The organism is Actinopolyspora sabaoui, from assembly GCF_051225635.1.
GTDB lineage: Bacteria > Actinomycetota > Actinomycetes > Mycobacteriales > Pseudonocardiaceae > Actinopolyspora.
Window position 1 is genome coordinate 250,580 of the sequence record NZ_JBMIHH010000008.1, and the last position, 14,902, is coordinate 265,481.

Annotated in this window: 10 protein-coding genes; 1 reads left to right on the forward strand and 9 read right to left on the reverse strand. The window is 68.9% G+C overall.

The genetic code is table 11. From position 1 onward, the window contains the following. Positions 1-159: 159 nt before the first annotated feature. From ACOQFL_RS16770 to eccD, 9 genes are all read right to left on the reverse strand, one after another. The gene (locus tag ACOQFL_RS16770; RefSeq protein ID WP_435545119.1) at positions 160-546 is read right to left on the reverse strand and encodes a hypothetical protein; all 387 of its coding nucleotides are present in this window, start codon (positions 544-546) and stop codon (positions 160-162) included. Positions 547-590: 44 nt separating this feature from the next. Further along, complete coding sequence (locus ACOQFL_RS16775; protein WP_435545120.1) at positions 591-1,061, reverse strand: YbaB/EbfC family nucleoid-associated protein; 471 nt, start codon at positions 1,059-1,061, stop codon at positions 591-593. A gap of 34 nt (positions 1,062-1,095) precedes the next feature. After that, positions 1,096-2,778 carry a WXG100 family type VII secretion target gene (locus ACOQFL_RS16780; RefSeq protein ID WP_435545121.1) on the reverse strand — a complete coding sequence of 561 codons (1,683 nt, stop codon included), beginning with the start codon at positions 2,776-2,778 and terminating at the stop codon, positions 1,096-1,098. Positions 2,779-2,814: 36 nt separating this feature from the next. Then, positions 2,815-6,372, reverse strand: coding sequence for a WXG100 family type VII secretion target (locus tag ACOQFL_RS16785; protein WP_435545122.1), 3,558 nt, complete (start codon positions 6,370-6,372; stop codon positions 2,815-2,817). 139 nt (positions 6,373-6,511) lie between these two features. After that, complete coding sequence (locus ACOQFL_RS16790) at positions 6,512-6,898, reverse strand: type VII secretion target (protein ID WP_435545123.1); 387 nt, start codon at positions 6,896-6,898, stop codon at positions 6,512-6,514. A gap of 131 nt (positions 6,899-7,029) precedes the next feature. After that, on the reverse strand, positions 7,030-7,320 hold the full coding sequence (locus ACOQFL_RS16795) for a WXG100 family type VII secretion target (RefSeq protein WP_435545124.1): 291 nt from the start codon (positions 7,318-7,320) through the stop codon (positions 7,030-7,032). Between the two features lie 46 nt (positions 7,321-7,366). Continuing rightward, complete coding sequence (locus ACOQFL_RS16800; RefSeq protein WP_092928661.1) at positions 7,367-7,696, reverse strand: WXG100 family type VII secretion target; 330 nt, start codon at positions 7,694-7,696, stop codon at positions 7,367-7,369. Between the two features lie 155 nt (positions 7,697-7,851). Beyond that, positions 7,852-9,273 (reverse strand): type VII secretion protein EccB, encoded by a 1,422-nt coding sequence (gene eccB, locus ACOQFL_RS16805; RefSeq protein ID WP_435545125.1) that lies wholly within the window; start codon positions 9,271-9,273, stop codon positions 7,852-7,854. An 84-nt stretch (positions 9,274-9,357) separates the two neighbouring features. Next, on the reverse strand, positions 9,358-10,755 hold the full coding sequence (gene eccD, locus ACOQFL_RS16810; protein ID WP_435545126.1) for a type VII secretion integral membrane protein EccD: 1,398 nt from the start codon (positions 10,753-10,755) through the stop codon (positions 9,358-9,360). Between the two features lie 142 nt (positions 10,756-10,897). On the opposite strand from eccD, the gene eccCa reads away from it, so the two are divergent. Beyond that, the gene (gene eccCa / locus ACOQFL_RS16815; protein ID WP_435545127.1) at positions 10,898-14,887 is read left to right on the forward strand and encodes a type VII secretion protein EccCa; all 3,990 of its coding nucleotides are present in this window, start codon (positions 10,898-10,900) and stop codon (positions 14,885-14,887) included. Positions 14,888-14,902: the final 15 nt, after the last annotated feature.

Sequence of the window (14,902 nt, forward strand, 5' to 3'; positions counted from 1 at the left end):
GCGTGGCCGGCCGGGTAGCCGTCACGTGAGTCGGCGCCTCGCCGCGTCGGAGGGCACCTCGAGTATCGGCGCTCGCGCCGGATCCGGTGGCGCGGCGGCTCCGCCGGGCCGTGCTCGGTGGGACCGCCGTTCCGGGAGGGCGTTACCGGACCCGTGCGATCACGAGGACTCCTCGTCGTCCGGGAGAAGCATGTGCTCCGACATCTTCGAGTGGTATTCCTCGACCTGGCTCCGGTACTGCTTCATGACGTCACCGTAGGAACTGTCCAGCTCCTGAATGTTCGATACGACGTTGGGCAGCCCCACGTCGGCGAACTCGGTGAGGTACTCCTTCAGCTGCCGCAGGCTTTCCCGCGTCTTGTTCGCCTCCTCCAGGTAGGACGCCTCGAACTGTTTGCCGATCTCGTCGTCGCTCCAGCAGCCGTGGTCCCGTTCCAGCTCGTAGTTCAGGCTTTGCAGCGACCCCTTGAACTCCTCGACTGCCTGCGACAGTCGTCGCCCCGCGTTCTCGGTACCCGGAACATCGAGGTAGGTCTCGGAAGTCATGTCCGTCTCCGTGGTGTTGTCGGGGAAGGTTCACGGGGGTGGTCTCAGCTCCGGTCCCAGCCGTCGTCCTCGGTCCTGTCGGAACTCTTCGACGGCGAATCGCCGTTGGCCTCGCGCACCAGATCCAGCGACGGTTCCATCACCTTGCCGAGTACGTCGGCCAGATCGGCCTGCCCGGAGGCGAGGTCGTTGAAATCCGTGCCTCCCATCGGGCTTCCCATGAGCTCTTGCATGGTCTGTAGGCTCTGCCGACGCGCCTTCTGCAGTGTCTCGGTGATCAGCGCGGAGAGCTCGGCCGGTGGCATCGAGCGGTAGCCGGTGGTGTTGAACTTCAGCTCGGTGAGTTCACCGTTACCGTCCAGCGTGACCGTGAACAGCTTCTTCGGCGCGTCCACCACGGTGGTGGTCTCGGCCAGCTTGTGCTGGAACTCGGCCAGCTTGCGCTGTTCCTCCTCGAACACCTCCAGCGCCGAGCTCAGATCGGGCATCTCGCGCCGGAAACCCTCGGATGTCATGTGGCCTCCCTGATCGTCGGAATTCGGATGTCGGTCAACGCCCGAGCACGCCGCCGGAGCCACCGGCCCCGCCCCAGACGTCCTCGTCCTCGTACTGCAGGGTGTTCCGATCGCGTTCGCGGTCGTCCCGATCACCGTTGCCTCCCGTGGGTGGCACCGAGCCGCCCGGTGCTCCGCCGAGCCTTTCCGGGCTCGCGGACAGGCCGGCCCGTCCGTTGCTCGCCGGGGTGACGGCGGAGGGAACTTCGGCACTGTTCGCGAGGCGTCCGCTGCTGGTCGGGGTGGCTCCGCCGGTGGCGGCCCTGGCGTTCGCGGCCGAGTACGAGGTCGTGCCGCCGAGCTCGCCTGCGGTGCTCATCCCGACAGCGCTCGCTCCGTAGGCGCTCGACGGGCTGACCACGGTCGACACCCGGGAAGGAACCGTGGCACCGGGGGAAGCGGGCTTCGAGACCCTGCCGCTCGCCACGTCGCCCTGCGTGGTGGGCGTGGTGTAGCCGGTGGGTGCGTTCGGGGTGGAGTACTCGGGTCGGGAAACCGGAACCGCGGTGCCGAACGTCGCGGCCTCGGTTCCCGGTTCGTTCCCGGAGCCCGGGAGATCCGAAGCCGATTCGAGCTCGATCCGGTGTTCGAGCTGCTCCTGGCCGCCGCGTTCCCGACCGCGAGCGTTGGTGGCGCCGACGGACATTCCGGGCGCGGCGAGCACGCCAGGGACCTCGGTGCCCGTCGAACTCACCCCGGCCCGATCACCGCTGTCCGAAGTGATCCCGGTTGTCCGGTTCACCTCGGCGCGTCCCAGCACGCCCCCGTCCTCCTGCGCCGCACCGGCCAGCGTCACCGGTGCTCCGGTGCTTCTCACGAACGTTTCCGAAGTGCTTTCCGCGCTCCCCACCACGTGCGTCACGGGTCGGGCGGTCGCGAAGGCAGATTCCGCGCCGCCGACTCCACCGCTTCGCACTGTGCTGTCGGTGTCCGAGGACGCCGACCGGGTAGCGGCGGTTCCCGCCCCGACGGGCCCGTAAGTGCTCGTGGGGGTGGCGGCACCGACGAAACCGGCTCCGGTCGTGGTGGTCGTGACCGCATCCGTTCCGGCAGCCACACCGGCATCAACCCCGTCACCGGTGTCCCGGTGAACCGCATCGCTCACCTGGTTGCCCCGCGTGCTGTGCGGCGGGGGTTCGCGTAACTGCCCACCGACCTGCTGATAAATCCTCGCCAGGTCCCGCAGCACCAGTTGGGCGTGCTCGTTCTGCGCCTGCTCCTGGTGCCGGAGTTGCTGTTGCCCCTCCGGTGTTCCGGCCATGGCCGGATCGTCGGCCACGGCCTGTCGCCCGCTCTCGCGCTGGGAGCGCAGCTCCCGCAGCTGCCTTCCGGCGTTCGACGCCGCGTCCCCGAGATGGTCGTGCAACGCCGAGTAGCTCGGCGCCGAGATCGTTTCGACCAGCTGTTCCACTGTGTCCATGATCCGCCGCGCCGTGGTTTGGAACCGCTGCGCGCCCGGACCCTGCCAGGCGCCCTCGACCCTGCGCAGCTCGCGTCGAAACGCGTCGTTGGCCGTGCGCAGGCGTTGCGCGGTGTTCTCGAAGTGCTGTCCGTCCCGGTAGAACTGCTGCGGATCCGCGGCGGACACCGCCGCGGCGGCGGTGTCCAGGGTGTGGTGTTCTTCCATCCGCGCTACCTCGGATCGGTCCGATTGCTCGGCACCGTTCGGCGTGCTCATGCGATTCCTCTCCATACGTGCTGCCGAATCGGCGCGCTAGGTGTCGTGACCCAGCACTGGTGGAGCGACTTCCTCGTCGTTCGTGAACCACGCGCCGTTGTCCTCGGTCAACCAGGTCGAACGTTCCCGGTCCTGCTGGCCGCCACCGCCTGCTCCGGCCCCTCCGCCGCCCATCATCGGCGGCATCATCGGCATCCCGCGACCGCCGGAAGCGGCCGTGCCCGGCGTCGTCGCCGCCGTGCCGTTTCCGGGGCCGACGGTGGGTGGTGTCGAGCTCGGCGGTGTGGCGCTCAGCCCCGTGGTCGTGGCGTTCGTTCCGATCGTGTTACCTACGCCCATGTCGCCGGGGATCGAACTTCCCCCACCACCAACGCTGCCTATGCCGCCCACACCGCCGCTGCCACCGCCGCTGCCACCGCCGGTGAGCGCCGTGCCGCTGTCGGAATCGAGGTCGGGCAGGCTCGGGCTGCTCACACCCTCCGAGGCCACGCCCGCCGCGTTCCGCTGCGGTGCCAGGAAGTCGCTGAGGCTCCGACTCTGCTGTTCCGCTCCGTCGAGCGAGGCCATCGCCTCGTCGCCTGCGGTGCGGCTGGTCTCCACCACGTCGTCGATCACCTCGCCGACCTCGTCGAAGCTCAGCGGTTCACCGTCCGCGGCGGCTTGTCGCAGGCTCTCCTCACCCGCCGTGCGGGCCTGTTCGGTGACGTCGTCGAGGATGTTCTGGGCCTGTTCGTTCTGGGCGGCTTCGGGGCCGAGCAGTTCGTTCAGGGATTCCTGTCCGGCGGCGCGGGCCTCGTCCGTCATGTCGTCGATGATGTCGTCGACCCGTCCCTGTTCGACCGAACCGCCACTGGTGTCGATGCCCTCCTCGTTGAGCGCGTCGATCGTCCCCTGAGCCGCGTTCTCCTCGGAGCCGCCGGTTTCGTCGAACGCGTCGGACACCCGAGAAGCCCCGGCCACGTCGCCCCCATCGCCGGTGGAGCTCAGCGCATCCAGGGCGTCCTCACCGGCAGAACGGCCTTTCGCCAGCACGTCGTCGACGACTCCGCTCATGTCTCCCGCGGTGATGGACCCGCCGTCCGAGGTGAGTTCGTCCAGGCTCTTCTGCCCGGCGGTGCGGGCCTGTTCGGTGACGTCGTCGAGGATGTTCTGGGCCTGTTCGCTCTGGGCGGCTTCGGGGCCGAGCAGTTCGTTCAGGGATTCCTGTCCGGCGGCGCGGGCCGCGTTGGCCATGTCGTCGACGACGCCACCGGCCTGCTCCCGCCCGATCTCCTGCTCGGCCGCATCGGATCCCTCCGGGGCATCGGCACTGAGTGCTTCGAGGGCGTCCTGCCCGGCCTGCTTCGCCGCGTCGTTGGCGGCATCCAGCGCTTTGTCCAGCTGTTTCGGTTCGAGTGCGTTCCCGTCCTGTTCGGACTCGCCGTTGCCCGAACCGGTCGCGTCCGTACCGTCATTCGCGGACCCGTCGGTGCCCTCGTCGCCGGTGAGGTCTTCGAGGGCCTGTTGGCCCGCTTGGCGTGCCGCGCCGGTGGCGTCGTCGAGTGCCTCGTCCACGGCGCTCTGATCGATCGCGGCCTGATCGTCGCCGGAGCCCTGGTTGTTGCCGGAACTTCCGTTGTTGCCGGAGCCCCCGCCGCTTCCGGCCGGGTCGAAGCTGCTGGTCGGTATGTCGCTGCCGCCGCCGTTCCCACCACCTCCGCTGCCGCTGCTGCCGCTGCTGCCGCTGCTGCCGGTGAGGTCTTCGAGGGCCTGTTGGCCCGCTTGGCGTGCCGCGCCGGTGGCGTCGTCGAGTGCCTCGTCCACGGCGCTCTGATCGATGGCCGGTTCCTGCTGCCCGCTTTCGCCGTTCCCGGAACCGTTGGCGCTGTTCCTGCTGCCGCTGCTCCTGCTGTTCCCCCGGGTGCCGGAGCCGCCGGTACCTCCCAGCACACCGCCGCCGGCACTCTGGCCGGTGCCCCCGCTGCCTGATCCCCCGCTGCCGGTGCCCCCGGTGCCGTTACTGTCCTCGAACCGGGACATCGCTTCCCGACCCGCGGCTCGGGCGTCCTCGGATGCGTTTCGAGCCGCGTTCAGTGCCGCTTCCCCCGACCCGCTTCCGTCGCCACCGCCTGCGCCGACGTCCCGCGGGCGCTCGCTCGATCCGGTGTAGCCCGAACCGCCGTTCGCCAGCTTCGACACGGCCTCCTCGCCCTGCCGTTCGGCGTCCTGCCGAGCCTGCCGGGCCAGTTCTTCCTGCCGGGCGCGCTCCGCGGCGAGTTCCTCCTCGCTGCGTTCGCCGTTCCCGTTCGTGCCACTTCCGGTCAGCGAATCAGCGGTCTCGCTGCCGTACCCGTTGCCGTTGGTGTACTGGTTGCCGCTGCCGTAGCCGTTCCCGATTCCGTAGCCGTTGCTGTTGCCGCTGCCGTACTGGCTTCCGTATCCGGTGCTGTTCCCGTATCCGGTTCCGTATCCGTTCCCGTACTGGCTGCCATAACCGTTGCCGTACTGGTTCCCGTAGCCGTTCCCGTATCCGGTGCTGTTCCCGTACTGGCTGCCGTTGCTGTTGCCGTAGCCGTTCCCGTTGCCGTATCCGGTGCCGGGTAGGGAAGTGGTCAGCGGAGTCAGCGAACTTCCCGATGCCTGATAGGTGTCGGCGACGGTGGCTACCACTTCGCGCGCGTTGTCCAGAATCTCCTTCGCGATCTTCTCGGCGGATCGGGCGGCAGCGGCGGATCCGTTGACCGAGGAACCCAGCGAGGCGAAGGCTTCGGCGTAGGCAGCCGCCTCGGCATAGGCCTTCACCAGTGGAATGACCGCGTTCTTCCCGCGTGCGGCCATGTCCCCCGTCTCGGTGATGCCTTCCTGATAGCGACCGTCGCGCAACGAGGTGACTACTTCTTCGGCCGATTCCAGCAACTTCTCGGAGTACCGCTGGAAGGCCTTACCCGCTTCGCCCTCGAAGGAATTCTGCAGCCTGTCTACCTGGTTCCGGAAGGACTCGTGCGCGGTGGAGAGTTTCTCGGTCATGTTCCCGAAAGCCGTGCCTGCCGCGCGCAGGCTGCCCGCGTCACCGCTGAGTGCCTGCACGATCTGGGACATGGAGAACTGGGTGTAGTCCTCCAGCGGAGCCGGGGGAGTCGAGCCCCGTACTCCGGCGGAGTCGCCGCCGGAGTACTCGGTGCCCTCGGCGTCCTCCACCTCCACGCTCTCGTCGGACTCGGAAATGGTCTCCTCGGAACCGTCGAGGTAGTCCTGCGCGTGTTCGGACTCCTCGTTGGTGTACTCCTCCTCGCGGTCCAGGGCGTTGTCCGAGTCGGTTTCGGAGTCGTCCACCCTGTCGTCGAAGTAGTCCTGGTTGATCCAGACTTTGTCGTAGTCACCGCCGTCCTCGGCGAGCTCTTCGGGGGAGTAGAAGTGCCGGATGCCGTTTTCGTCGGTGTGCTCCTCCCTGCGCTTCTTCTTCTCCTCCTCGGTGAGCTCTTCGTCCTCGCCTTCCTCCGTGCTTTCGCCGTCTTCTTCCGTGGCCTCGTCCTCCTGGTTCTCCCTGTTCTCGTTCAGGACTTCCCTGTTCTCCTGGTAGTCGAGGCCGTAGTCGGTGTCATTGAGGGAAACCATGGGCGTGTTCTGCTCCGGTTCGGATGCGGCGGAGTCCCCGTGGAACAACGAAGCGGTCTACGAGGTGACGGACCTGAGATCTCGGGAACTCGGAGGACTGCGGGAGTTCGATCGGGTCAGCGGTTCGGGCGAGGTCGGACTACGTGTTGGGACCCTCCGGGGCCATCGGCGACGTGGGGGCCTGACTGCGTAGCTGGTTCACGGAGCTCTGCAGCTCCGCGTTGAGCTTGTCCAGCTGTTCGCCGTTGTTCCGATCCGTTTGTTCGATCTCCGTGGCGATGTGCTTGAGCTGTTCGGAGACCTCCCGCAACGTCCGCTGCAGGTCGTTGCAGTGCTGATGCAGGGTGTCCCGGCGTGCGGCGATGAGCTGGTTGAGCCAGGAGCCCACGGCGAAGTCACCCGCCTTCGGGTGCACGTCGTTGAGTTCGGAGAAACCGTTGACGTCGTCGGCGATGTCGCCGATGGCATTGCCCGCCTTGCGGACCTCGGACGCGTCGAGTGAGGTCTGGCTGCCTTGGGTACTCATGGGAGATGGTTCCTCGGTTGCGTGCGGTCGAGGGCGTTGTGGCTCACTCGGGGACGGTGCGAACACGCGCGGCACCGGGCGGTGCGGTCACCGCTTCCGGTGCCGCGCGTGTGCACCGATCCGCGACGGGATCAGCCGAAGTTGCTCGCCAGCTTGCGGTCGGTCTGGCTCATGTCCTCCTGCGCCTGATTGGTGGCCGTCCGCAGTCGGGTGAGCATCTGGTTCATCGACTCGAAGTCCGTGCGAATCCTGCCCGCGAGCTGGTTGTAGTTCTCCGAGCTCTGCGAGTCCCAGTCCTGCAGGGCCTGCTGCGTCTGCTGGCGCAGCTCGTCGACCTGCTGCTGAATCTGCTGGGTGACCCGTTGCATGTCGTCGACGCCCTGCTGCAGCGCGGCGTACTGGTACTGGATCTCGTCGGCCATGGGAGGGCCTCCTCGTACGTGCGGAATGCGGGTTCGATAACGGGGGTCAGGACATGAAGCTGGACAGTCCCGGGGTCTGTATCTGGCCGATCTGCTGAGCGGTCGCGGAGTCCTGGTCCTGGGTCTCGCGCCCGGTGCGGTTGACCTCCTGGGCCATCCGCTCCAGGTTCTTCACGATGTCCCTGCACGCCTGGTCCCACTGCTGGTGGACGTTCTTCAGGCTCGTCATCATGTCGCCGCGGTTGGCACTCGCCAGCATGTCGATGCTGCTCGCGAGCGACGTCTGCTGACTGGTGATCTGGCCCGCCACCTCTTCGTGGCGATTGGCGAGCTGGGCCAGACTGGACTGCGTGAGCCTCGTCTGCTGCGTGGCCATGTGACCTCTCTTCCGTGGTCGCCGGACGGAGCGGTCCTCCGCCGGCGGAATCCTGCTTTCGCCGATGTCCCCGTGGCGGCGGGAGTCAGTCCATCACCGATTCGCTCCGGGCGGGCAGCCGTGAGGGCGTGCTCGATTCGAGACAGGGATATCCTTCACGGGGAGTCGTCGCCCGTGTTGCCGGGTTTTCGGGTCACCGTCGCGGTGTTCGGGTCCAGCGAGGGGCCGGAGGGCAGCAGCGACAGCAGCGATCCGGGGACCGCCACCGGCTCCGCCCCGCCGTAGCCCAGCACTCCAGCCACGTCCGGTGTGGCCAGTGGGTACTTCACCCCGAGACTGGTGATCAGGTAGTTCGTCCCGCCCGCCACGCCGGGGGCGGGCAGGTCGCGGGCAAGCACGCCCTGCCCGGCCGGGATCGTGATCCGTTCGGCCACCCCTTCTGCGCCCGAGCTCGCTGTGGTGGTGCTCCGGTTCCGGGCGGTCAGCGTGATGGTGGGGGTGTTCGACTGTCCCGAACCGACCCGGAACGAGGCGCAGGGACGGGTTTTTCCGCCCTGGCTGAGCTGCCTCGGAGTGGGCGGCACCGCGGGGTAGCCCTCCGGAGTGCTGTCGGTTTCCGAGATCGGTGTGGTGGACAGGGCCTCGGGGCCGATCTCGACCGGCTGTGCTCCGGAGGAGGGTGCGGTGAGCAGCAGGCTCGCCGCCAGCGGGGTCAGCGAGGATAGCCCGTCCGAGCGCATCACGTAGAACGAGGACTCCGAATCCAGCGCCGGGTTGCGCATCTCGTAGATCCGGCCCACCGTGGCTGCTTCCCCCGCCACCTCCGGCGCCCGGGATCCCGCGTTCGGGATCTCCGGCGCGGCGAGGTCGGGGCCGCTCGGGATGGTGTTGATCCAGGAGGTGGCGACCGGGAACGGGACCACGTCGCCGTAGCCCAGCGCCTCGGTCACGGACCTCCCGGTCAGCTTCAATCGCCTGCCCTGCCACACCAGGTATTCCGTGCCGTCCGGTGTGGAGACCACGACTCCTTCGTCGGAGCCGAGCCCGCTACTCGGGCCGTCGCCCAGCCGGAGGTGGGTGATCGGAACCTGCTCGCCGGACGGTTTCGTGGCCGTCCGCGCGCACACCACCCACGGTGCCCGGATCAGGTGCTTTTGCTGCGGGATCGAGTCCGGTGCGCCGGGAATACCGATCGGGGTGCCGCGCGGTGTCCCCCGCAGCGAGTTCCGCGAGACCAGCTCGGGGGCACCGCCGGGCTGGTTGCGCGCCAGCAGCGCCGAGGCGTGGTTCAGCACCGGGCGCAGCGTGCCGTTCAGGTACAGGTAGCGGGCTCCGGTCTCCTTCTCCACGACGATCGTGCCCTCGGCCTGCCACGAGGTCTTGCCGCCGGGAAAGATCAGCCCCACGATGCCGAAACCGGCCACCACCAGCGCGCCCAGCAGGGTTCCGACGACCGTGCCCATCACGAAGCGGCGGGTCGGTGTGGTCTGATCGTCCGGGCTCGCCCGCATCAGCGCGGATACCAGGCGTCCCACCACGAAGAAGTAGGCCTGCACCTGGTCGCGTCTGGACTGCATGGTTCTCCCAGGGATGGTTCGCGGTCGGTGATCTCGGAGGAAGCGCCCGACCTCTTCGGAGGTTCTCGGTCACCGGGGCGGGTGCTAACCGGCCAGGCCGCGTACGAACATGTAGACGTCGAGCGCCGCCAGCAGCAGCGGGACCAGCGCCAGTGCGGAGAACGTCTCCAGCAGGTCGACCGCCCGTCCCCAGTACGGGGCCAGCTTCCGGCCGGGCAGGGTGGTGCTGGCCACCACGAGCAGCAGTGCGAATACCAGGGTGGCGGTGAAGCCGTACCAGAGCCGGGCGAACGGTTCCATTCCCAGCGCCAGGACCGCGCCGTCCAGGGCGAGCGCGTAACCGGCCGTGATCAGTAGCGGCCAACGCTGGCGTGCGCTGTCGACGTGTCGGGAGCGCAGCAGGAGCAGCAGTGCCGCCACGGCTGTGGTGATCATCGACCACATCCCGCCCGGGAGGAGCAGCGCCGTGAACAGCACCACCGCGGTCAGCCCCAGCGCCGCGTACAGCCCGGTCATGTACCGGTCGGCCACCGCCGAGCGCTCCACCACGACCTCGTGCGGGAAGGGATCGGTGTCCTGGCCGAACTCCTCCGAACTCGTGGGCAGCGGGGGCAGGCTCATCCCGGCCAGCCGGAAGGACGAGGTCGGCACGAAACCGAGTGTGAGCAGCACCAGCATCAGGCCGATCCCCGCGGCCTGGCCGCTGTCCAACGGGGACGCCGCGTCGATGATCGCGGTGATCCCCAGCGGCACGGCGGTGAACAGCCCGCTGACGAACAGCAACGCGGCCTCGGCCGTTCCCACCAGTCCGATGCCCAGCCCCGCCACCACCAGCATCGCGGCGCAGGCGATGCTCGCCGGTGCCTGCGCCTGGGGCGAGGAGAGCAGCGGCAGGTACCAGCCGCACAACCCCGCGTAGGGCAGTGCCAGGGCGGCCAGCACGACGGCGGTGATCGTGTCGGCCCGCCCGCGTGCCAGCGCGGTGGCCGTCAGCAGCAGCACGAGCGCGGTGCCGCCCGCGGTGATCGTTCCGGTGATCCCGGGCCCGCCGGAACCGAGCACCACGAGGCCGACGAGCAGCGCCGTCCCGCCGAAGGCGAGCAGCATCCACCGGCTGAGTCGCTGGGACCACGGGTCGGAGCGGCGTCGTGCCTGTTCGGCGATGCCGTCCACGAGATCGTCGAAGTCGATGGGCGGCAGGCGCTCGGCCCTCGGTCGCAGGTGGACCGTCTCGCCGTCGAGCAGTCCCAGTTCGGCGGTGGTGCGTTCCTCGTCGAAGGGGGGCTTGCCGAACCGCTGCAACACCCACCCCTCGTGCTCGACCCCCTCGTCGGCGAGTTCTCCGCCCGCGTGGCGCAGGATGGCGGGCAGCAGGTCGATCAGGGCGACGTCGGTGGGCAGTGCCATCTCGACCGACCTGTCCTTGACGATCAGACGTAGTCGGCAGAGCTGATTTGTGACATCCTTGGTGGCGTCGTCCACGTTGGTGTCCGGTTTCCTTCCTGGCTGGCTGGCCGAGACCGTGACAACGGCGGAAGGTAGTCACTCGCGCGCGGGGATTGGTGCGTTCGGGTGGCCCCTCCGCAACACCAAGGGGAATCCCGCACCAACGAGGAGACGCGCGTTGAGCACGACGCTGTTCCGCAGGCCGGCCCGCCGCGTGGGGCCTGCGATGCCCGCGGACCAGGTGGAACTACAGGAACCGCCCAGCGTGCCGGAGCCGCAGAGCAACAGCCTGAGCACGGTGCTGATGTATCTGCCGATGGCGGTCATGGCCGGAGCCATGATGATGATGATGCTCTCGTCGGCCCGTTCCGGGAGCATGATGACCTACATCGGTGGCGGCCTGATGGGCGTCGCCATGGTAACCATGGTCCTGGGCCAGCTGGCCAGGGCTTCCACCGACCGCAAGCACCAGCTCACCGGTGACCGCCGGGACTACCTGCGCTATCTCTCGCAGACGCGGCGCAAGGTGCGTGACGCGTTGGGCGAGCAGCACCGCGCGGCGATCTGGAAACACCCGGATCCGCGGTCGCTGTGGTCGCTGGTGCGCAGTTACCGTCTCTGGGAACGCCGCGTGGCGCACGAGGACTTCGGTGAGGTCCGGCTCGGACTGGGGCAGCAGCGCTCCGCCGTCAAGCTCGTCCCGCCGCAGACCAAACCGGTCGAGGATCTCGAACCGCTCAGCGCCTACGCCCTGCGCCGGTTCCTGCGCACCTACACCACGTTGCCCTCCGCGCCGATCGCGGTGTACTTGCGAGGGTTCGCCCGGATCCAGCTGCGCGGCGAGCCCGAGGCGCAACGCTCGCTGGTGCGGGCGCTGCTGTGCCAGCTCGTCGCCTTCCACTCCCCGGCCGATCTGACCATCGCCGTGTGCGTCGGCAACGAGCGGCGCGAGGAGTGGCTCTGGACGAAGTGGTTGCCGCACGCCCAGGACGACGGTCGTCGCGACGGGGCCGGGCCGCTGCGGTTGATCTCGGACAACGTCACCGACCTGGAGGATCTGCTGGGTGGAGAGCCCTATACCGAGCGCCCCCGCTTCGAACCCTCCACCCCGATCACCAGTGGTGAACCGTTCGTGGTGGTCGTGGTCGACGGGGTCAACATCCCGGCCGGGCACCGCTTCTCCGGGGGTGGCTACCGCAACACCGTGATCGTCGACATCGACAGCGCGCTGACCTGGCAGGCGGACCGTTCGGTGCTGCACCTGGAGGTCGACTCCGCCGAGATCCGCACGGTCGACTTCGACCGCGCGGGCCGGGAGAGCACGAGTTCGCTGTGCGGGCCGGACGGGGTGGGGGTGGTGACGGCCTCGGCACTGGCGCGCGACATCGCGCCGCACCGGATGGGCACCAGCGGCGACTCCGGGGAGCCACTGACCACCGACTACGAGCTGACCTCGCTGCTGGGCGTGTCCGACGCGCGTACCTTCGACGTCGACCAGCTGCGCCGGGACCGCTCGGGCTGGCAGCGCCTGCGGGTGCCGATCGGTATCGCGGGCAACGGCACCCCGATCGAACTGGACATCAAGGAGTCCGCCGAGGACGGCATGGGGCCGCACGGGATGCTGGTCGGCGCCACCGGTTCCGGCAAGAGCGAGCTGCTGCGGACCCTGGTGCTGGCCCTGGTGACCACGCACGCCTCCGACGAGCTCAACCTCGTGCTGGTGGACTTCAAGGGTGGTGCCGCCTTCCTCGGTTTCGACCGGCTGCCGCACACCTCGGCGGTTATCACCAACCTGGTCGACGAGATCGAACTGGTCGACCGGATGCAGGACGCGCTGACCGGGGAGATGAATCGGCGGCAGGAGCTGTTGCGCTCGGCCGGGAACTACAGTTCCCAGCGGGAGTACGAGCGGGCGCGTCGTTCCGGGGTGCCGCTGGATCCCATGCCGAGCCTGTTCGTCGTGGTCGACGAGTTCAGCGAGATGCTGGTCAGCAAACCCGAGTTCATCGACGTGTTCGCCATGATCGGCAGGCTCGGCCGCAGCCTCGGGGTGCACCTGCTGCTGGCGTCGCAGCGGCTCGACGAGGGTCGCATCAGCAAGGTGGAGACCCACCTGTCCTACCGGGTCGGGCTGCGTACCTTCTCGGCGATGGAGAGCCGCAGCGTGATCGGTGTGCCGGACGCCTACGAGCTGCCCACCACACCGGGCAACGGTTACCTGCGTTCGGACACCCAGACCCTCTCCCGGTTCAAGGCCGCCTACGTGTCGGGTGTCTACCGCACCCCGCGCAGGCAGCGCAGCAAGGAGGTCATCGAGGAACAGCTGGTGCCGTTCGGCGGTGACTACGTCGAGCCCCGCGTTCGGCGCACCGTCGAGGCCCCGTCGGAGCCTGCGGACGACAGCGGGCCGCAGAGCTCGCTCGTGGACGTGCTCATCGACCGGCTCAGCGATCACGGCCCGGCGGCGCACCAGGTGTGGTTGCCGCCGATGCGGGTCTCACCCACGCTGGACGACCTGCTGCCACCCCTGCTGGAATCCCCGGACACCGGTCTGCGATCGGCCGAGCGCTCCACCGAGGACGGACTGCGGGTGCCGCTGGGACTGATCGACCTGCCCGCGCAGCAGCGCCGCGAGCTGCTGACGGCGGACCTCTCCGGCGCTCAGGGGCACGTCGGCGTGGTCGGTGGCCCGCAGAGCGGCAAGAGCACCGTGCTGCGCACCATGATCGCCGCACTGGCGCTGACCCACTCGGCCGCCGAGGCGCAGTTCTACTGCCTGGACTTCGGCGGTGGCTCGCTGGCACCGCTGCGGGACCTGCCGCACGTGGGAAGCGTGGCGGGCCGTCTGGACCGGGACCGGGTCACCCGCACCGTGCAGGAGATCGTCAACCTGCTCGAACGCCGGGAGGTGGCCTTCCAGGCCAACAACCTGGACTCGATGGCGGCCTACCGCCGCGCCAAGCGCGCGGGGCGATTCGCCGACGAGGACCCTTACGGTGACGTGTTCCTGTTCATCGACGGCTGGTACACCGTGCGCAACGAGTTCGACGAACTGGAGGACCGGCTCGGCGAGATCGCCGCGCGCGGGCTGACCTTCGGCATCCACTTGGTCGTCGGCGCCGCGCGCTGGTCGGACATGCGTCCGTGGTTGCGCGGCGTGCTCGGCACTCGGCTGGAGCTGCGGCTGGGCGATCCGGTGGAGTCCGAGGTCAACAGCAGGCTCGCGGCCAAGGTTCCCGACTCGCCCGGGCGTGGCCTGACCACCGACAAGCAGCACTTCCTCGCCGCGCTGCCCCGGGTGGACGGTCGCGCCCGCACCGACGACCTCGCCGACGCGGTGACCGACCTGGTCGAGGCGGTCGCGGTCCCCGGGGCCCCGCAGGCGCCGCCGGTGCGGCTGCTGCCGCTGGAGGTGCATACTTCCGAGCTGCCGGAACCGCAGGCGGGAAACACCGGTCTGCCCAGGATCTCGCTGGGCATCGACGACGTCGACCTCGCGCCGCTGTGGCACGACTTCGACGTCACCCCGCATCTGATGATCTTCGGCGACACCGAGACGGGCAAGACGAACCTGCTGCGCCACATCGCGCGTTCGGTGCGGGCGCACTATCGGCCCGACCAGGCGCGGCTGATGTTCGCCGACCTGCGCCGCGAACTGCACGACGCGGTGCCGCAGGAGTACCAGCTGGGCTACTCGGTCTCCGGCGACACCTTCGCCACCACCATCGAGGAGACCGCAGGCCTGCTCAACGACCGGCTCCCCGGGCCGGAGATCACCCCGGATCGGCTGCCCAAGCGGGACTGGTGGACCGGAGGGCGGTTGTTCATCGTCGTCGACGACCACGAGCTGGTGCAGACCGGCATGAACAACCCGGTGCAGGCGCTGGCCTCGTTGCTGCCGCAGGCCGCCGACATCGGCTTCCACCTGATCATCGCCCGCAGCACCTCGGGCGCGGGCAGGTCCATGATGGACCCGGTGCTGCGGCGGATGTGGGAGCTGGGCACCCCGGGGTTGTTGTTCTCCTGCCCGAAGGACGAGGGCAAGTTCCTCGGTGAGCTGCCGCCGAAGACGCTTCCGGTCGGCAGGGCCCAGTACGTCAATCGCAAGCGCACGGTTCGGCTGGTGCAGACACCGCTGCTCGATCCCGTCGCGCTCGCCGAGCGGTGAGCCGTGCCCGGCGGG